This is a genomic window from Colwellia sp. 12G3 (genome assembly GCF_002836775.1).
Lineage (GTDB): Bacteria > Pseudomonadota > Gammaproteobacteria > Enterobacterales > Alteromonadaceae > Colwellia.
In genome coordinates this window covers 227,121-247,670 of the sequence record NZ_PJAQ01000054.1, presented here as the reverse complement: position 1 = coordinate 247,670, position 20,550 = coordinate 227,121, and the positions used below count along the sequence as shown (strand labels likewise).

The 20,550-nt window shown below is 39.0% G+C and carries 17 protein-coding genes; 11 read left to right on the top strand and 6 right to left on the bottom strand.

Translation table 11 applies throughout. The annotated features are described in order from the left end of the window. Positions 1-86: 86 nt before the first annotated feature. Both ilvA and CXF71_RS12825 read left to right on the top strand, forming a co-directional pair. Positions 87-1,640: a threonine ammonia-lyase, biosynthetic gene (gene ilvA / locus CXF71_RS12830; RefSeq protein WP_101233339.1), complete on the top strand. Its 1,554-nt coding sequence runs from the start codon at positions 87-89 to the stop codon at positions 1,638-1,640. 160 nt (positions 1,641-1,800) lie between these two features. Beyond that, on the top strand, positions 1,801-2,733 hold the full coding sequence (locus CXF71_RS12825) for a prohibitin family protein (protein WP_101233338.1): 933 nt from the start codon (positions 1,801-1,803) through the stop codon (positions 2,731-2,733). Positions 2,734-2,807: 74 nt separating this feature from the next. On the opposite strand, the gene CXF71_RS12820 is transcribed toward CXF71_RS12825, so the two are convergent. Both CXF71_RS12820 and glpK read right to left on the bottom strand, forming a co-directional pair. After that, positions 2,808-3,230 (bottom strand): hypothetical protein, encoded by a 423-nt coding sequence (locus CXF71_RS12820; RefSeq protein ID WP_101233337.1) that lies wholly within the window; start codon positions 3,228-3,230, stop codon positions 2,808-2,810. Positions 3,231-3,443: 213 nt separating this feature from the next. Further along, entirely contained in the window at positions 3,444-4,922 is a 1,479-nt protein-coding gene (gene glpK / locus CXF71_RS12815) for a glycerol kinase GlpK (protein WP_101233336.1), read from the bottom strand. Positions 4,923-5,229: 307 nt separating this feature from the next. Here glpK and CXF71_RS12810 point away from each other — a divergent pair, with 307 nt between their 5' ends. From CXF71_RS12810 to CXF71_RS12785, 6 genes are all read left to right on the top strand, one after another. Then, positions 5,230-5,679 carry a hypothetical protein gene (locus CXF71_RS12810; protein ID WP_101233335.1) on the top strand — a complete coding sequence of 150 codons (450 nt, stop codon included), beginning with the start codon at positions 5,230-5,232 and terminating at the stop codon, positions 5,677-5,679. Between the two features lie 177 nt (positions 5,680-5,856). Further along, positions 5,857-7,350 (top strand): TolC family protein, encoded by a 1,494-nt coding sequence (locus CXF71_RS12805; protein WP_101233334.1) that lies wholly within the window; start codon positions 5,857-5,859, stop codon positions 7,348-7,350. Further along, positions 7,347-8,942, top strand: coding sequence for an efflux RND transporter periplasmic adaptor subunit (locus tag CXF71_RS12800; protein ID WP_101233333.1), 1,596 nt, complete (start codon positions 7,347-7,349; stop codon positions 8,940-8,942). Before CXF71_RS12805 ends, CXF71_RS12800 begins: the two co-directional genes overlap by 4 nt. Beyond that, positions 8,939-12,079 (top strand): efflux RND transporter permease subunit, encoded by a 3,141-nt coding sequence (locus CXF71_RS12795; protein ID WP_101233332.1) that lies wholly within the window; start codon positions 8,939-8,941, stop codon positions 12,077-12,079. The genes CXF71_RS12800 and CXF71_RS12795 overlap by 4 nt, the downstream gene beginning before the upstream one ends. A gap of 280 nt (positions 12,080-12,359) precedes the next feature. Next, positions 12,360-13,196: a substrate-binding periplasmic protein gene (locus tag CXF71_RS12790; RefSeq protein ID WP_101233331.1), complete on the top strand. Its 837-nt coding sequence runs from the start codon at positions 12,360-12,362 to the stop codon at positions 13,194-13,196. An 88-nt stretch (positions 13,197-13,284) separates the two neighbouring features. After that, positions 13,285-13,866, top strand: a complete 582-nt coding sequence (locus CXF71_RS12785) for a hypothetical protein (protein ID WP_101233330.1) — start codon at positions 13,285-13,287, stop codon at positions 13,864-13,866. 80 nt (positions 13,867-13,946) lie between these two features. Here CXF71_RS12785 and CXF71_RS12780 read toward each other — a convergent pair whose 3' ends face one another. Continuing rightward, positions 13,947-14,708, bottom strand: coding sequence for a winged helix-turn-helix domain-containing protein (locus tag CXF71_RS12780; protein WP_101233329.1), 762 nt, complete (start codon positions 14,706-14,708; stop codon positions 13,947-13,949). A gap of 165 nt (positions 14,709-14,873) precedes the next feature. On the opposite strand from CXF71_RS12780, the gene CXF71_RS12775 reads away from it, so the two are divergent. Then, positions 14,874-16,211, top strand: coding sequence for a TonB family protein (locus tag CXF71_RS12775; RefSeq protein ID WP_101233328.1), 1,338 nt, complete (start codon positions 14,874-14,876; stop codon positions 16,209-16,211). A gap of 184 nt (positions 16,212-16,395) precedes the next feature. On the opposite strand, the gene CXF71_RS12770 is transcribed toward CXF71_RS12775, so the two are convergent. After that, a complete protein-coding gene (locus CXF71_RS12770; RefSeq protein ID WP_101233327.1) occupies positions 16,396-17,715 on the bottom strand; it encodes a dipeptidase in 1,320 nt (439 codons plus the stop codon). A gap of 159 nt (positions 17,716-17,874) precedes the next feature. Between CXF71_RS12770 and CXF71_RS12765 the strand changes: the two genes are divergently transcribed. Beyond that, on the top strand, positions 17,875-18,597 hold the full coding sequence (locus CXF71_RS12765) for a hypothetical protein (protein ID WP_101233326.1): 723 nt from the start codon (positions 17,875-17,877) through the stop codon (positions 18,595-18,597). A gap of 163 nt (positions 18,598-18,760) precedes the next feature. Beyond that, the gene (locus CXF71_RS12760) at positions 18,761-19,192 is read left to right on the top strand and encodes a hypothetical protein (protein WP_101233325.1); all 432 of its coding nucleotides are present in this window, start codon (positions 18,761-18,763) and stop codon (positions 19,190-19,192) included. Between the two features lie 47 nt (positions 19,193-19,239). Here CXF71_RS12760 and CXF71_RS12755 read toward each other — a convergent pair whose 3' ends face one another. Continuing rightward, positions 19,240-19,776 carry a hypothetical protein gene (locus CXF71_RS12755; RefSeq protein ID WP_101233324.1) on the bottom strand — a complete coding sequence of 179 codons (537 nt, stop codon included), beginning with the start codon at positions 19,774-19,776 and terminating at the stop codon, positions 19,240-19,242. Between the two features lie 63 nt (positions 19,777-19,839). After that, on the bottom strand, positions 19,840-20,538 hold the full coding sequence (locus CXF71_RS12750) for a HupE/UreJ family protein (protein ID WP_101233323.1): 699 nt from the start codon (positions 20,536-20,538) through the stop codon (positions 19,840-19,842). Between the last annotated feature and the right edge of the window lie 12 nt (positions 20,539-20,550).

The following is a 20,550-nucleotide window of genomic DNA, read 5'->3' as shown; positions in this document are numbered from 1 at the left end:
AGAAAACTCGAGCATGACGACTTGTGAGTTAGCTTTATATTTCAAGTAATTGACAGTAATTGATAATAATTTTTTAGGTAAATCTAATGACAGAAACGCTCAAACAAGCATCACCACAAACACCATTAGATTACTTACGTCGTATTCTACTCGCCCCTATTTATGATCTAGCGGTTGAAACTGAACTGACGTCATTGAATAAACTATCCTCACGATTAAATAACCAAATTTATTTAAAACGTGAAGATCAGCAACCCGTTCATTCATTTAAATTACGTGGTGCTTATAACAAACTTAATACTTTAACTGAAGAACAATGTATTCATGGTGTTATCGCTGCTTCTGCGGGTAATCACGCCCAAGGATTAGCGTTGGCTGCCAAAAAACTTGGCATTAAAGCAACTATCGTCATGCCCAAAACCACCCCTGACATCAAAGTAGATAATGTTAGGCGTTTTGGTGGTGAAGTACGTTTAGTGGGTAATAGTTTCAATGAAGCACAAGCCGCTTCAGTTGAATATGCCAAAGCAGAAAACAAGACCCTTATTCACCCCTTTGATGATGTTGAAGTCATTGTTGGACAAGGCACAGTAGCAAAAGAACTTTTACAGCAATTGCCCCATGCTGATGTGGTGTTTATACCTGTTGGCGGCGGTGGTTTACTCGCGGGTATGTCGGTTTATTTAAAACAACTAAGCCCAAGCACTCGCATTATTGGTGTTGAAGCTGAAGATTCAGCCTGCTTAAAAGCGGCACTTGAGGCAGGGAAACCTGTCGATTTAACGCAAGTAGGTTTGTTTGCCGATGGCGTGGCGGTTAAACGCATTGGCGAAAATACTTTTGGCTTGATTCAACAGTTTTGCGATGAAGTGATCACGGTAACAACCGATGAAATTTGTGCATCAATTAAAGATATTTTCGAAGAAACGCGTGTTATTGCCGAACCTGCTGGCGCATTATCATTAGCCGGTTTACAAAAATATACGCAAACTAGCAAAGGTAATGAGTCATTAGCAGCAATACTTTCAGGCGCAAACATGAACTTTCATACCTTGCGTTATGTATCAGAGCGCTGTGAATTAGGTGAAAAGAAAGAAGCAATATTGGCGGTGACTATTCCAGAAGAAAAAGGCAGCTTTAAACGTTTTTGCCAATCTATCGGTAACCGTGCCATTACAGAGTTTAACTATCGATTTTCTGGTAAGCCTAGTGCTGAAATTTTTGTCGGTGTTCGCCTTGGTGGCAGTGTGCAAGAACGTCAACAGTTACTGCAAGGATTAGTAAGCGCAAACTATCTAGTGAGAGATTTCACCGACAATGAACTAGCAAAGCTGCATGTTCGCTACATGATCGGTGGTAAAAGCCCAAATTCAACTAAAAATAGTAACCATGAACGACTATTTAGTTTTGAGTTTCCTGAGCATCCTGGCGCATTAGAAAAGTTCTTAGACGCTATGGGTGAACATTGGAATATTACCTTATTTCATTACCGTAACCACGGTGCAGCATTTGGTCAGGTATTGGCTGGCTTTGATCTTGATAAAAGTCAGCAAAGCGAATTTTTCCAACACCTTGATGATCTTGGTTATCAATGGCAAGAAGAAACCGACAATCTCGCTTATCAAACCTTTTTGAATTAACTCTATCAACTAAAATTTCATACTAAATTGGTAGATAAAAACAAAAGCCTTGACATATTATGTCAAGGCTTTATTGTTATTAACACTCTAGTTACAATTATTCTTAAGATAAATATCTAATAATAATTGCTGAGCTATTAATGACAATAAAGGAAAATACATGTTGAAAAATGGAATGACAAAAACACCAGTCGATCTGGATACGGCTCAAATAACCAAACATTTTGGAAAAATTTCTGCTGCCGTTGTTGCGGCGCTTATTTTATGGCAAGTACCCTACACCATTGATGAAGGTCATGTCGGTATTGTCAAACGTTTCGGTGAAGCAACCACGCAAGTAAATCCAGGTCTGCATACAAAAATCCCCTTCGCCGACACTGTTGAAGAATTAGAAATACGTACGCGAAAAAACTCAGAAAACCTCAAAGCATCAACGTTCGAGCAAATGCCCGTACAAGCTGAAGTATCCGTTAACTGGACCGTAATTCGTGCAGAAGCTTTTGAGTTATATAAAGGTTACGGCGGCTTAGATCAATTTGAAAACCGTATTTTAGACCCACGTTTACGATCTGCAACTAAAGATGCGCTAGCACGTTTTAAAGCAGAACAAATCATTCAGAATCGTGGTCAAGTGATTCAAAAAATTGAAGAAACACTCTTAGATGCTATGTCCGAATTTCCAGTAAAACTGGATAGCGTACAAATTGAAAATTTAGTATTACCTCAAAAGTACTTACAAAGCATAGAAACTAAGCAAACAGAAAAGAACTTAGCTGCAGCAGAAAAGCATCGCTTAGAACGCCAAAAGCTTGAAGCGCAACGTGAGGTAAACACTGCAGAAGCTAAGCGTGATGCTGAAAAAGCGCGTGCCGATGGTAGTGCTTATGCCATTGAAATAGAAGCAAAAGCAGAAGCTGAAGCTATTTTAGTAAAAGGTTTAGCGGAAGCGGAAGCAATGATGAAAAAAGCAGCTGCCATCAAATCTAATAAAACCTTAGTAGAGTATGTTAAAGCGCAACAGTGGGATGGGAAACTACCAACCACGGTCATGGGTAGTGGCCAAGATATTTTATGGAATATGAAGGAGAAATAATCCTTCACTTTAAGTGGTTGAGGTATAGCACTATTTCATTGTGCTATACCTTATCTAACTGACTTTATTATTTATTATTCAGCCGGCATTGCCGCATCCATTTTCTTCAACGACCTTAAAAATAAACCAATCCCACCCATTGAGAGCACTAAGATGACAATTAAATCAAACGATGTCATTGTTCTCATGCTAAAACGAATCGAAGAAATCACCCCGAAAATTAAACCAGTAATAGAACCTAGTGCTAATATCCAGCCAATAGGATTCTTACTGTTATAGAAAATAATACCAACACCAAACATAAACGGGATCATCACCATACCGCTAGTTACGCTGTAGTTACCACCCATGGCAGAAAAGCCATAAAGACGCATGCCCATACCGAAGCTAGAACTGACTGTAATAGCATTAAGCAGTAAGTAAAAACCACCACACATCATAATTAATCCAATGAAAAACTGCCCTAAACCACCTGATGTTCCACCTGCTCCACGCATAAAATTCCTTATTTCTAATATATATACCAAGTCTTGTAACTGTAAACGATAGTACCTGAGCATAGGTAAAAATGGCAAGTGCCAAAGATAGCAATTCTATTAAGTGGCTTTCACTTTATGAGCGTTCACAAGTACTGAGAAAAATATTCTTTAATCGTTATAAAAACTTGCCTTTCGAGGTAAAGAACGAGATTGATTTATCTTATTAATTTATTAACTTTGAACACGGCGCACAGCATTTTTCCAACCATGGTACAAGCCATCGCGAGTTGGTTTATCAAGTTTAGGTTCAAAACATGTGTCACGTTTCCACATAGTTTCTAACTCTTCAAGTGAGTTATATATACCTGCCTTTAGTCCGGCAAGATAAGCAACACCTAATGCTGTTGTTTCAGTCATTTGTGGCCGCTCAACCGTTGTACCTAAGATATCAGCAAGAAATTGCAACAACCAATTATTCACAACCATGCCACCATCAACGCGAAATGCAACAGGTCTTTCACCATCATTTTCCATTGCTTTTTGTAAATCCTTAGTTTGATAACAAACAGATTGCAAACCAGCAGTAACAATTTCTTTAATACCTGTATCTCGAGTTAAACCAATGATTGCTCCCCGGGCATTTGGATCCCAATAAGGAGCACCTAAGCCTGTAAATGCAGGCACTAAGTACACTCCATGATCAACAGGTGTTTGCCGTGCTAAAGGTTCAGTATCGCTTGCGTCATCAATTAGTTTCAGGCCATCTCGTAACCATTGTACGGTAGCCCCTGCGATGAAAATACTCCCTTCTAAAGCATAAGTTACTTTGCCATTAAGTCGATAGGCTATAGTTGATAGCAACCTATTTTCTGATTTCAACGCGATATCACCTGTATTGACAATCATAAAACAGCCTGTGCCATAGGTACTTTTGGCCATACCTTCTCGGAAACATGTCTGCCCAAATAATGCTGCTTGCTGATCTCCGGCCATAGCTAATATAGGAACTTCAATCCCCATAATGCCTTGCTCTGTAACACCAAAGTTATCGGAAGAGTCCATCACCTCAGGTAATAACCCGCGAGGGATATTAAAAAGCTTTAATAAATCTTCATCCCATTGCTGCGTATGTATATTAAATAACATAGTGCGCGATGCATTAGTTGCATCAGTACGATGTTCTTTTCCACTTGTTAGCTTCCATAATATATAACTGTCGACTGTACCAAAGGCTAACTCCCCTCTTTCAGCGCGGGAGCGAGCACCGTCAACATTATCCAAAATCCAAACTATTTTGGTAGCAGAAAAATAAGGGTCGATTAATAGCCCTGTTTTGGAACTGATTAATGCTTCTTTACCTTCATCTTTAAGTTGCTGACAATATTCACTGGTACGACGGTCTTGCCAAACGATGGCTCGATATAATGGTTCACCTGTTTTTCGATCCCATATCAATGTAGTTTCACGTTGATTGGTAATACCAATGGCTCTGACAGTATCTTTACTCATGTCAATTTTGGCAATGACCTTTTTAAAGGTACGTTCTACCGTTTGCCATATATCTATCGGATCATGCTCAATCCAACCGTCATTCGGAAAATATTGTGGAAACTCCTCTTGAGCAGAATGTACTTTATCGCCTTCACGGTTAAATAAAATAGCTCTAGAGCTTGTGGTACCTTGATCTATGGCTAAAATATAGTCACTCATGTAAAATCCAATTAAGCTGTTGATTTTTCGTTAAAATTCGATAATAGCAAGAAAGAAACCTGAGCGTAAGCTTTCTATATTTCTCTGTCGTATGCTGCGGAAGTAAAAGCTTTACACCTTTTATGAATCACATGCTATCGTTCTGATAAAATTTGTCTTCCTAACAACTATTTATCGAAAAACAGTCTTTCATCCTCGACTCCAATTCAGCATATTATAAGCTCGATAATATAGCGATGAGTTATGAGTAAATTTATTCGCCTTGATATTATTGATATATTATTTTTATTAGTGTTAAGATCAGAGTATGTTTCGTATAACCCAAGTGCTGCTTGTGCCTACTTTGATAAATAAAACAATGATGGTGTTATTGCTTAGTTTGATCTTTATTGGTCAATCAATGGCGTCTATATCTATGTTTTATAGCATGACAAGTAAGCAATCTATGGCTGTAATGTCATCGATGAAAGGTTCACATCATATGATGGAAGAAACAGACGGCTCAACTCATGATATGAGTACGATGTCTGAATGTGATGAAGAAACGATGACAACATCATGCTCTACTATGGCTAGCGAAGATTGCTGTGCTCAAGAATGTGACTGCTTAACAACGGGTTGTTCTACCGTATCAGCATTTTCAACCATCATTAATTTCACCCCTGTTTTTGCCATTGAAAGTAAGATAAACACCCCTATTGCTTTAGCTGCTAGTCAAACACTTATCTCCCTTTATAGACCACCTATACTTAGCTAATCACAGCCTCATTGCGTCTAAATTTTGTTGTTTTAAATAATTATCAGTGACAACTAACAAACCATCGACGACACAAAAAGCATCTAGTCCTTTTAATTTAATGCCAATAGCAAACGGGTTAATAGGTTAATAGTGACTTCGCATTCATTACAATAATTATTCCCTTAGGAGGGAGTTATGTTTTCATTTTCTTTTCCAGTTAAAGCGATCATAGCGATTACCAGCGCTATAACATTTAGTGGCTTATTCGCTTATAGCCCCATTATTAATGCTGCTGATCATAACTATGCCGACGATAAGAAAGTCTGGTCGTTTAAAGACGCCGTAATCACAGCGCAAAAAAATGACCCTTGGCTCTCGGGTAATAAACATCAGCAACAAGCCATTGAAGCCATGAGTCATGCTGCTTCAAGTTTGCCTGATCCTAAAATGTCTATCGCACTAGCTAACCTACCCACTGACGGTTTTGATTTTGCCCAAGAAGGTATGACCCAGCTAAAGGTAGGTATAACCCAAATGTTTCCTCGCGGTGATAGCCTGGCAATAAAAAATCAGCAGTTGCGTATTCAAAGTGAAGCGTATCCCTTTCAACGAAGCGACAGAGAAGCAAAAGTTGCAGTTACTGTTGGTAGTTTGTGGCTTGATGCTTTTCGGGTGCAACAAAGTATTACCCTCATAGAAAAAAATCGCTCGTTGTTCGAACAATTAGTTGATGTTGCCCAAGCCAGTTATTCCTCTACGTTAGGTAAAACTCGCCAGCAAGATATTGTTCGTGCGCAACTTGAGTTAACTCGGCTCGATGATAGGCTAGACATATTAGCGCAACAGCAAAATGCTTATTTAGGCATGTTATCCCAATGGCTATCAATGGCTTTTCTTGCTAATACAACGCAAGAGACAATAGATGCTCTTAGTCAGTTACACGATATGAAATTAACCATGCAGTTACCTCAGCTAGACTTGATTCATAAGGGTTTAGCCAGCGCGCATTCTGAAAGTAATAAGTTAGCGAGTAATAACAATTGGTTATCCGTTGAAGAGCTCGCTCAACACTTTGCTAAACATCCGGCTGTTTTCGCGCTTGATAAAAAAATATTAGCAACGAAAACAGGTATCAATTTAGCTGAGCAAGCATATAAGCCTGAATGGGGTGTTAATGCGAGTTATGGTTATCGAGATGATGACCCTATGGGTAATAGTCGTGCAGACTTATTCTCTGTAGGTGTGACTTTTGACCTGCCACTTTTTACTGATAATCGTCAAGATATGACAGTCAAATCAGCTATTTCAGCAACAGAAGCAGTCAAAACAGAAAAAATATTATTACTACGTCAACTACTCGGTGCGTTCTCGAGTGCACAAGGTCGTTTGTCACGCCTTAATAGCCGTAAAACACTTTATAACACTAGATTGTTGCCACAAATACATGACCAAGCAGAAGCTTCATTAACAGCCTATACCAATGATGATGGTGATTTTTCAGAAGTAGTCAGATCACGTATTGCCGTACTTAATGCTGAAATTGAACAGCTAAAAATTGCCGTGGAAGAACAAAAAATAATTTTAGAATTGAATTACCTTTTTGTCGGTAGTTTAACAACGAATCATACCTTTGAAAATACGTCTGCAATGCTACAACAAACTTTTGCTCAGCGTGAGGAAACATTATGAACACTAATAATACTGACAAAAATAACAGCAAAAAATCAGCCACTAAGGGCAGCTTAATTACCGGCATAGTGCTTGGTGCCATCATTACGTTAATTGTAGTAAAGTTGCTACCAAGTCAACCACAACCAGGATCTGAAGTTGCCATAGAGAAAGAGGATAAGCCACTTTATTGGGTAGCACCCATGGATGCCAATTATCAACGGGACAAACCAGGTAAGTCGCCCATGGGCATGGATTTAATCCCTTATTATGACAATCAATCCAGTAACGAAAAAAATGAAGGTGCTGGCACAATAAAAATATCTCCCAGTGTTATTAATAACCTTGGTGTACGCACTACCCGCGCTAAGATACAAAGCCTACAGACTAAAATTAATACGGTCGGTTATGTCACTTATGATGAAGATAAATTAGTACACATTCATCCTCGAGTGCAAGGCTGGGTAGACAAACTTTTTGTAAAATCAATTGGTGAACCTGTCGTTAAAGGACAGCCGCTTTATAAAATTTATTCACCTGAATTAGTCAATGCTCAAGAGGAATTATTACTCGCATTAAACAGGAAGAATGAACGCTTAATCACAGCTGCACAAAATCGACTAGTGGCTTTACAATTGCCTCAATCGGCTATTGACGAATTAAAACAAACACGTAAAGTTCAGCAAAACATTACTTTTTTTGCTCCACAAAATGGGGTTATCGAAAACCTTAATATCCGAGAAGGTTTTTTTGTTAAACCAGGCTCAACGTTGATGTCTATCGGTGATTTATCACAGGTATGGGTAAAAGCTGAGGTCTTTGAACGCCAAGCTGGGCAAGTAAAACAAGGTACTCCCATTACCATGACACTTGATTATTTACCCGGAAAAGTATGGCAAGGGCATGTTGATTTTGTTTACCCTACTTTAGAACCCCAAACCCGCACCGTCAAAGTCCGCTTGCGCTTTAGCAATGAAAATGGTCAGTTTAAACCGAATATGTTTGCCCAGATCACCATTCATAGTAATACCGATGAGAAAGCACTACTTATTCCTAAGGAAGCCTTAATTCGAACAGGCAATCAAGACCGTGTGGTCCTTGCCCTTGGTGAAGGTTACTTTAAATCTATTGCAGTAACAGTTGGCCGTTTTGATAGTAAACATGTGGAAATTATATCCGGCTTAAGCGAAAACGAAATAGTGGTCAGCTCTGCGCAATTTCTGCTTGATTCAGAATCAAGCAAAACGTCTGATTTTCAACGTATGGATTTAGAACAACACCAAGACAACATGACTGAAACAACAGCGGTTAACGAGATTATTTCCGCAACAGTGCACGGTACTGTCACTGCCGTGATGACCGATCACCGCATGGTCACTATCGATCGTGAAGCCATTGAAAAATGGAACCGTGAACCTGCTAGTGTTGATTTCATCGTTGGTGAAAATGTTGATATGACGCTTTTTACGCTTGATGCTTATTTGATGTTTACCTTCGAAATTCAGCAGGGCGAATTTGTTATAGTCAGTGCGATGACAATGACAAAAGGCATGTCACATCAAATGCCTGACAACGCCATAAAAGGCACAATCGCTACAGGAGCAAGCCAATGATCAGCGGGATTATACGTTGGTCGGTTGGCAATCGATTTTTTGTCATATTAGCGACCATGATTTTAGTCGGGATCGGCTTATATTCAGTAAAAAATACCCCCGTTGATGCGTTACCTGATTTATCAGATGTGCAAGTTATCATCAAAACTAGCTATCCAGGACAAGCTCCTCAAGTGGTTGAAGATCAAGTGACTTACCCACTAACAACGGCTATGTTATCAGTACCCGGTGCAAAAACTGTCCGTGGTTTCTCCTTTTTCGGAGACTCTTATGTTTATGTCATTTTTGACGAAGATACTGATCTTTATTGGGCTCGCTCTCGAGTATTAGAGTATTTAAGTCAAGTAGCGCCAAACTTACCAAATGATGCGAAGACACAATTAGGTCCTGATGCAACCGGTGTCGGTTGGGTATATTTGTATGCGCTTATTGATAAAACGGGTCAACACGATCTAAGTCAATTGCGTAGTATACAAGATTGGTTTTTAAAGTATGAATTGCAAACGGTAAAAGGCGTTTCAGAAGTTACCGCACTTGGCGGTATGGTTAAGCAATATCAAGTACAAGTTGATCCAGACAAACTCAGAGCGTTTGGCATTCCATTATCGCTTATTCAAACCGCAATCAAACAAGGTAACCAAGAAATTGGTGCTTCGGTGGTTGAAATGGCCGAAGCTGAATACATGGTACGTGCTACTGGATATTTGAAAGGTGTTGATGATCTTGAGAACATTCCGCTGGGCGTCAATGAAAATGGCACCCCGTTATTACTTAAAGATGTCGCTGAAATAGTTACTGGTCCTCAGATGCGTCGTGGTATTGCCGAGCTAAATGGTGAAGGCGAAACCGTTGGCGGCATTGTCGTTATGCGCTTTGGTGAAAATGCTCAACAAGTCATCAATGGCGTAAAAGCCAAACTTGAACAACTAAAAAAGGGCTTACCCGATGGCGTAGAAATTGTTCCTGTGTATGACAGATCGGCATTAATTGAGCGTGCAGTTGAAAATTTAGCGATGAAACTGTTAGAAGAGTTTGCGGTAGTTGCCTTGGTCTGTATTATTTTTCTGTTTCATTTACGCTCCTCTTTAGTGGTGATTGTCAGTATCCCCATCGGCATTTTAACCGCCTTTATCGTCATGCACGCCCAGGGATTGAACGCTAATATCATGTCACTTGGTGGTATTGCCATTGCCATCGGCGCTATGGTTGATGGTGCTATTGTCATGATTGAAAATATGCATAAACATTTAGAACGCTTGCCTAACGATCAACCGATCAGTAATGAACATCGCTGGAAGATAGTTACCGAGTCAGCGTGTGAAGTAGGTCCGGCACTATTTTTCAGTTTACTGATCATCACCGTAAGTTTTATGCCTGTTTTTACCCTTGAAGCGCAAGAAGGTCGAATGTTCTCACCATTGGCTTATACAAAAACTTACGCCATGGCAGCGGCGGCTGGCTTAGCTATTACTTTAGTACCCGTACTGATGGGCTATTTTATTCGCGGTAAAGTCTTAGCAGAACATAAAAATCCTGTAAATCGCTTACTCACAGCGTTGTATATGCCCGCCCTCAAAGCTGTATTACGTTTCCCTAAAGTAACTTTATCTGCCGCTGTTGTTGTCCTACTCATTGGTTTATACCCCCTTGATAAAATTGGTAGTGAGTTTATTCCGCCACTGGATGAAGGTGACCTCATGTATATGCCAACCACTTATCCCGGCATTTCTATTGGTCAAGCAAGGCAGCTGTTACAACAAACCGATAAACTCATTAAAACCGTACCTGAAGTAAAAACCGTTTTTGGTAAAGTAGGTCGTGCGGAAACGGCCACAGATCCCGCCCCGTTAACCATGATAGAAACCTTTATTCAGCTGAAACCACAAAGTGAATGGCGCGAAGGAGTTACCACGGAGAGCTTGAAAAAAGAACTTGATGCCTTAGTTAAACTCCCTGGAGTCACCAATGCTTGGGTTATGCCCATTAAAACCCGCATTGATATGTTAGCAACCGGCATAAAAACACCCGTTGGTATTAAAATAGCGGGTCCCAAACTCGATGTGATTCAACAAATAGGTCAGCAATTGGAAACCATTCTAGCTGACGTACCCGGCACAGCCTCTGTGTACTCAGAACGTGTTGCAGGTGGTCGCTACATCAAGGTTGATATTCAGCGAGGCAAAGCCGCACGCTATGGCTTAAATATTAGTGATATTCAGCAAGTGGTTGCTACCGCTATTGGTGGTATGAATGTAACCAATACCGTAGAGGGTTTAGAGCGTTATCCTGTCAGTTTACGTTATCCTCAAGATTACCGAAATTCACCAGAGCAGTTATCACTGCTGCCTATTGTGACCCCGAATGGTCAACGTATTTCACTCGGTGATGTTGCCCATATATTTATTGAAGATGGACCGCCTGGTATCAAGTCTGAAAATGCTCGCTTAAATGGCTGGGCCTTTATTGACATCGAGGGTGTAGATATTGGCAGTTATGTTAATGCCGCACAAAAAGTGGTTGATGAGCAATTAAAATTACCTGCGGGTTACTCTATTGCGTGGGCAGGTCAATATGAATACATGCAGCGGGCGAAAGAAAAACTCACTTATGTGGTGCCGCTAACCTTAGCCATCATCATTGTATTACTGTATTTAAGTTTTAGAAATATAGTAGAAGTAGCGATGATATTAGGCACATTGCCGCTAGCGATGGTCGGTAGTATTTGGCTAATGTATTTACAAGGTTTTAATTTTTCTGTCGCGGTAGGTGTTGGTTTTATAGCCCTTGCTGGCGTCGCCGTTGAAATTGGCGTTATTATGCTGGTCTATTTGAATCAAGCATATCATGCCTTATTGAGCGATAATGAAGGAAGAATCACGAGTAAAGACGAGCTATTACAAGCTGTACTCTATGGCGCAGGCTTAAGGATTAGACCTATTATGATGACCGGTGGCACTGTCATTATTGGTTTATTACCCATATTATATGGCTCAGGTACAGGCTCAGAAGTAATGAGTCGTATCGCAGCACCTATGGTGGGCGGTATGGCAAGTGCTATGCTATTAACCTTACTTGTTTTGCCAGCACTCTATTATTTGTGGCGGGCAGCGGGCTTACCCAAGCATCTCGATAACTAAATAATACAGAAAGTAACATTTTTATTGATTGTTATATGACCAATTATGTTGATTATAAGCCATAAGTGACTTTCGCGGTCACTTATGGCTCTTAAGTAATACCATTTGTATTAATTTAGTGATCAAAATTCAATGAGGATAAATTTTCAAGTTCAAGGCGCGTGATTGAGTAATAGCTAGCTATTGGGATAGAGCGCAACGCAGAAATTGTAAATTAAGACCATTTGAATATGGGCAATTAATTAGTACCATTGGTATAAGTTTTAATGAGAAGAATGGCATGATAAAACTCACTACAAAACTAAGACTTTGGAGCTTCACTTTTCCCCTTTTGTGGTTAAGTGTCTCTATTGCACAAGTACAGGCGAAAACCTTAGTGGTAGCGTCTGATGAGTGGTGTCCTTATATCTGCGATGACCGAACTTTACCGGGTTTTTTGGTTGAGATAGTGAAGGAAATAGCAGCCAATAATACAATCAAAGTGAAGTTGTCTCTAATGCCTTTAGCAAGAGCACTAGATCTCGCTCAGAAGGGCAAAGTAGATATATTACTTGCCTTAACACCACAGCATATAGCTGAGTTCCAGCTCCAACAAAGCCAGACCAGTTTTGGTGGCTTATACAATGATTTCTATGTACATGCTGATCAACCCTGGCGTTTTAAAAATATTGATGATTTGGCAACTAAGTTAAAAGACAATGCTATTTTAGGTACCATTAATGGCTATCAATACGGCACGGATCTCGGTCATTTAATAGAAGAGAATACCTCACACATTTTTTCGGCTAGTGGCATTTCTCCTCTGCAAAAACAGTTAGATATGCTACAAATGAAACGCTTGGATATATTGCTAGACTCTCGATTCACTGTACAATTTCACTTAGCAAAACTACCCAACTACACTATCGTTTATGCGGGTACACAGGGAGACTTTACCCCACTATTTCTGGGCTTTTCATCGTTATTCGATAAAGCATTAATACCTGTGTTTGATGAAGGTTTACAGGCGCTTAGGGAAAGTGGCCGGCTAAAACAGATATTAGCAAAATATGATGTGAATGACTGGCAACAGCAATCTCAGATGGACACTATACATCTACCTCCTAAATCGCAATGAATAACCTTAGCTGGTGACCTAAAAACTATCTTGAAGGGCTAGCTTGTTTTATCATTACGCTGCTTGCACATTAATTTAAAGGATATAAATGCACTTTTTCAAAACATCGCTGTTTGCTAGCTTGGTTAGTTTCCTCTTCTTATCTGCAATGCCCGCGGAGGCTGACAATACGCTTAGCCCTTTGGATAAACATCTATGGAGTTATGATACTGATCCCTATGGCAGTGAAGCCATTATTAACGAAAAGCTTATTAGACATGGCGGTATTTGGATTAAATTCAAACGTGTCCCTCGAGTTGATGAAAAGCGAAACTCATGGATAGAGCTTATTCATAAACTCCCTATGGCTTCATTAGCAGGTAATCAGAAAATACGGTTAACTTACCAGTGTGATATTCCCCTGATCATTAAGTTATCACAGCTCGAATATGGGAAAGATGGTGACCAGAGTTATGCCCATTACCAAATTAAATTACCGGAAACCAAAGGCTGGACAACAAAAGAAGTTGATTTGAAAGACTTCTACCGACCAAAATGGACACCAGAAAGTTCAATAGATCACGGCATATTACCTGAGCATATTGACGCAATTTATTTAACACCAAGCATGACAGACAAAGACGGTGGCGAAGCTATTTTACAAGTACGAGCGATTGCGTTTTCACCTTAGAAACCGTCCTAGCTATTACCTTAGCTATCACCTTGAAAAATAATTGCGTCTCACGCATTGATTAGTTTTAGGTACACTACTTAGTGGTTTGTCTTTTTCAGCGATTTATCTGCGCAAACCACTTGGCCTTTGACACCTTTTTCTTGCTTACAATCATGCTTAATTGGGTCAATGGTAAAAATCATATCAGAGTGTTCTTCACCGGTAATACGCTTGATTTCTTTTAACATAGCTACTTTTCGCTCTTCCGTTAACTCCCCATCAATACCTACCTGAATTTCATAACCACCCTCAGCTAAGCGTTCGATATGTAAGTCGGGGAAAGGAAACTTTTCTCCTCCTGTTGTTATTTCTTCTGCCGCTTTTGCAGATGTTATGCTCGGATTTACATTTGGCGTAAGTAATGTGCTATATATTGCCCAAATAAAAGCCGCTGAAATGGCTACTCCAGTAAAAGCCAGTACAGTTTCTCTATTGGTTATTTTATGCTTGGTGAGATCAACCTCTTGTAACCAGCGATAACCTTTTCGCTGCACCGTTTCAATAAACTGTGGATTCTTAGCATCGTCACCCAGTACTTTACGTAAACGAGTCACTGAATTCGCTAACGAATCAGGGCCAACAATAGTCTCTGGCCATAAAGCGGCAGTTAACGTTTGTTTGCTAAGGGTTTGACCTTGTGCGGCACACAGCAGGACTAAAAGCTCTAATACTTTAGGTTGTAATACCAATATGTTCTGTTGATATTCCACCCTGTTTTGGCTGAAATTCACTGTTAATCCACCACTGTTAAAGGGTGAACTCATTAATATTTCAATGGTGATGTTTTTATTAATAATCATTAAAATTCTTTATTTTCAATTCATTAACAAGTCTTAAATAGCTCGATAGGTTTTGGATAGCTAAAGAATATAACTTGTTACGTAGCATAAACTGGTAATGTTTTAATACCTAGTGGATAAAGGCAATTACACATTTATAGATCCATTCCCTACTTTAAGGCTGCCATGAAATATTTACTACTACTTTTACTTTGCACAACGTTTATTAGCCAAGCCATTATTATTCGTCATGATACACCAGCGGTGAATTATCAAGTATCCGACAATCAATATCCAAGCGTGATCAACCTCACCTATTTAACAGGTACCTTAATTAATCAACAATGGATTTTAACCGCTGCCCATGGCACTCCTTACCTACCCGCTCAGCAGAAAGTTATCATTGGCGGTAATCAATACCAAGTCGACTATATTATTGTGCACCCGCAATATAATCAACAAAACAACCTCAATCATGATATTGCACTACTGAAACTTGATCGAAAAGTCACGGGCGTAACAAGTACCGCTATCTATCAAAATAATGATGAAAAATTACAGCATGTTTGGTTTGTCGGTCAGGGTGATACAGGCAACGGACAATTAGGCGTTACCGGTAGTAGTGAGAGAATAAACCATGCTGAAAATATCATTGATGACGTAGAAGCGTTATGGATAAAATTTGATTTTGATAGTCCTGAAAATAAAGCACTGATACTTGAAGGAATTAGCGGTCCTGGAGATAGCGGTGGCCCAGCATTTATTACCACACCATCGGGCTTTAAAGTTGCCGGGGTTAGCTCACATCAACGTAATAATGAACAAGGTGAGGGACTTTATGGTGTCGAAGAATATTACACCCGTACAAGTGCACATCAATCTTGGGTAGAGAATACAGTAAAATCATCACCCGATACATTACAGGAACACGCATTACCACGTACTAACTATGTCGCCAGTGATGCTACTACAGACGAAATATCGGCCTTATTAGGCAGCTATTTACTCGAAGATAAAAGTGAGTTTATTCTTGAACCTTGTGGGCAAGAGATTTGCTATCGATGGGCAGGTAAAGCGCGACAAACACGGTTACTTAAAGCAAACAATGGCCACTGGTACTCTCCGGATATTAATCGCGCTTTTACGGTAATAACCAATAGCGAGAAACAAGTCACACAACTTAATATGAATGATTTTCATGGCGCCCGAGTCTTAACAAAAAAAGTGAGTTCACAAGTTAATCAGCTTAAAGCCAAAATTAAGACACGCGACAGAACGTTACTTCACCATGCGGAGCCTGTTTGGCCACAAGCAGCACTAACGAATAAAGTACATGGCAGTGTCACTATGTCTTTTAGCATCAGTTTGGATGGAAGGGTAAATAATATTGTCGTGACTGAATCGACGCCAAAAGGGGTATTTGAGCAAGCGGCAAAAAACGCATTATCACAATGGCGTTATGCTAGCTTAGATAAGCCGTTAAATAACATCTTAACTCGCTTTGATTTTGACCCGTCATTATAACTAGTGCTTGACCTGAACTGGGCGAGTAATCATTCGTCTTAAAATAGTATCGGATATAAAAAATTGCCAATTTCAATACTTAATAAGCAAGATGATTGGCAATTGTTAATGTGCAAAACAGTCCTCATTAATTTTAGCTAAATTGGGTTAAGCTAAATTAATGAGGGCTAGTAACTATTTAAACCTAATGCTGTGCAGCATAAACCTCAACAGCTTTCCAAACACGCATCACATTGCCTGAAAGAATCTTGGCAATATCTTGCTCGCTGTAACCTCGCTTTAACAAGCCTTCAATCAAATTTGGGTATGAAGCCACATCTTTTAGGTTACTTGGCAGGCTATCACCAACACCGTCATAATCAGAGCCAATACCCACATAATCAATACCCACTAATTTAACAACATGGTCAAAATGATCAATAACATCATTTAAACTTGCGTATGGGTATGGGTTTTTGATTTTGTATTCATCTTTAAATGCTGTAATTTCAGCACTCTCTTTGTCGAGTTTGTTTACTTCCGTGAAAACTTTGATTGCTTCTTTACGCACCTTACCGTACTCAATGGCTTTTTGAGTAATAAAGCTAGAGCCAAAGTTGATTTGAATAACACCACCATTTTTCGCTAGCGTTTTAATCATGTCATCACTCATATTACGCTCAAAACCTGGCGTAAAGTGACGAGCAGAAGAGTGTGAAGCAATAACAGGTGTTTTACTTACCGCCATCACATCATTAAAGGCATCATCAGATATGTGAGAAACATCTACCATAACGCCAACATTATTCATTTCTGCTACTAATGTTTTACCAAAATCAGTTAAACCACCAGCTGGGCGAGCTTCGTCATAAGAGGAGTCTGAAATATGATTAGCTTTTGAGTGGGTCAGCGTAATATAGCGGATACCGCGGTCATAAAAATGTTTAAGGTTAGCTAAATCACCTTCAATTGGACTGCCGTTCTCCATGCCCATTGGCAACGAAATGATGCCCTTAGCAAAGTTTTTTTCAATTTCAGCCGTTGAATAAGCTAAGGAAAATTTGTCAGGTGCTTCTTTCACTATGTCTTCAACCATAGTGATCAATTTATCAGCGAGGGCTTTACTGCCACCTGTTTTTTCAAGTGATGCCGGAATATATATCGACATAAATGGCGCATCTAAGCCGCCGGCAACAGCTCTTGGAAAATCAAAATCGCCATGTTCTGTATGCTCAGCAACATTTTCGAATAGTTCTTCTAAACGGTACGGTACATCAATATGGCCATCAGTAATAATATATTTCTTCGAAATTTCTTGGGCTAATTGTGCTTGGTCAACCACAGCAACTTCTACTGATTTCTCTGTTTCAGTGGTCTTTGCCGCACTTTGCACGCCAGCATTAGGATCTTGGCAGGCACTTACTGCCACACCTAAAGATAAAAGAACCGCGACCATTAAAGGGGAAGGTTTAAATTGATTTTTTTTGCTATGATTTTTACTTATGTGAGCGCTTATTTGTTTCATTATTATTATCTTTTGGCATTTAAAAAATTACTTTGCCAATGCTAAGCACTAATGTCAAAGTATAAGAGATTAAATCTAGTTTCTATAAGGTGAATGGATTTTTTAGCCGTGCTAAGATCGAAAATAGCCAAAACAACAATAATCAGCTAGAAGTACCGTATGAACCTTAATTCTATTGACTACGACCAATCTAAAAAATGGCTCGATAGCCCTCTTAAAAAAGCACTTATTAAATTAATTACTTCTAGCTTCAATGATGTTGACGCTGAACTGTATTTTAGTAAGTACTTTGATGCCAATGATGTGTTTTCACGAAAGCTTCGAATCTATTATTATCAAAAAGAAGTCGTCGGTTATTGTTTGATTACTTTTACCAAAAGTGAGCAAGAGATCCTGATTAGAGCATCAGCGGCGTTTTACCCTCAATACCGAAAGGGTGGGAATACCTTTATATTCTCAATGACGCAGGCTTTTTTATATTGGCTTAAAAATCCTCTGAAAAATATTTATTACGCGGATACCATGTTAAGCCCAGCGATGTATCGTGCTATCGCCAACAAAGCGGCAATAGTTTGGCCAAGTGAAAAATTAGCAAAGCAACCCAAACAGTTATTTGAGCAATTCAATGGCAGTGGAGACTTGAGTTCGTTACTCAACTTACGTTGTTTACTCAATGTGGGTCGCAGTAGTAATTACAGTGAGTCAGAGGTGAACTCGTTTAAAGCCAGTGAAAAAAGTGAAATAAACTATTATTGTCAGATAAATCCTAACTTTGATAAAGGCATTGCTTTGTTCGTTATTATGCCGATTAATTTTAAGCAGTTTATTCTCACTGCGCTAAAGCTTTCTCCTTTTTCTTCAGTTAAAGAAAAATTAAAATAGTTTACTTTCCCCTTTTCTTTTCTCAATCCTAAAGGCTATGGTTATAACAACCAGACTAATTTACTTGTACATTTAGCGTGAGTTAATACTCGTTTAAATTATTTACCTCATAGCTAACTTTAGATAAAAATAACAAGCTAATATAATAAAAAAAGGAAAAATCATGATGATACCTCTAGTGCGTTATATGGGTTTATTACTTATATTATCTATGCTTTACTTAACCACTAGCTGTACTGAAGAAGTATCTGGCCCGTCAGAAGCAGATATCACCATTGCATTTTTTGATGCGATATATAATCAAAAAGATCTAAATGCCGCCCTTTCACTGAGTTCTGTCAGCTTTAAAAAAGAAATCATAAAATATAAAACGCTTAATAATTTTTCGCGACGCGGACTTAACTTATCATTCGACTCAGTGACCATAAACACTCAACGATTAGCCACAACAGTAATTGATTCAGCTAATATCCAAGTAAGTATGACCGTTTTATTAACCGGAAAACGCAATGAGAGAATTTATAAAGAAGTAAGACAAATACAATTAATAAAAAAAGATAACTCGTGGTTAGTCAATCAATTATTAAAGATCTAACCATTAGTAACTGCTCACTAAAATCGAGTTAAAACCAGCCAAAAGCTTTATTTCTTTAAGCCAACAATAGTGTATTCGCCACTTACGTTAAGCTTCACAGTAACCGGTTTATCTGAAGTGTTTTTCCAATACCAGCCATGAATACCAGTAAATGGCGTAGTAAAACTACCTTTCATTTCAGTTAACGTCGCAATAGCATAACTTTCATAATACCCCGTAGTATCACCTTCAGGTTCTCCGTGTAAGTCAAAGAAAAGTGCTGTGTCATCTGTTTGCCATTGGTATTCCATTTTCTTAAATTGCGTCATTGCGAATTTATATTCAACACCACGTCCTGCAGGCACTATAACTTCAATAATATCGGCTGCTTGTTGGTTATCTGTATTACTCTGATTTTGTTTAGTTTTAATTTCCGAAGTAGCCACCGGATTAGCTAAAGCCGTTAAGCCCAGTTTGGTGCCAACACCTGTTGGGTCTATATTATATTCTGCTGGTAATATAAAACTAACGAGCACTAAGCCAGCAATCGCCACAGCGATAATGGTTGATTTTAACAAGGCCTTATTTGATAACGTATGTTGCATAAATATATCTCTTCAATATCGAATTTAGTAAATTATTTCTTTGATAATAAACTGTTTAGCTTACTAAACAGTAAAATAACCAGTTAACTGAAAACCTATCAGCATAAAACCTGCGCTCATTAATAAGGTATTGCTTACCGTTGAAAATTGCTTAAATGAATGATGTTTTCGCCAAAAGCTAATCAGCAATAATATCAACATTAGCGCGGTAAATTGCCCTAGTTCTACGCCTATATTAAACGCGATTAAATTCGCTAATAAGCCATCTTGGGGTAGCTGAAACTCTTGTAGCTTTGTCGCTAAGCCAAAGCCATGAAATAAGCCGAAAACCAGTACTGCCATTTTAGCATTTGGACTGAAACCTAAAGTGCGCTGAAAGCCACCTAAATTATCAAAGCCTTTATACACCACAGAAAAACCAATAATAGCATCAATAATATAGGCATTTACCTGTATATCGCCGAGCACACCAAAGAGTAGAGTTAAGCTGTGACCCAAAGTAAACATACTGACATAAAGTAATATGTCTTTGCTCTTGTATAAAAAGAAAATAACACCCGCTAAAAACAGCAAGTGATCGTACCCGGTCACCATATGTTTTGCGCCAATGTACATAAAAGGGAAAAACTGAACCCCGGTATTGTTTTGTAAAAATAGACGGGTACTTTCATCTACACCATGGGCTATAGCACCAAATGAAAATAAGCCAATCAAACTCAACGCCATAATAATTAAGGTTAGGCGACTACTTCGAGGAAACATTAACAACTCCGC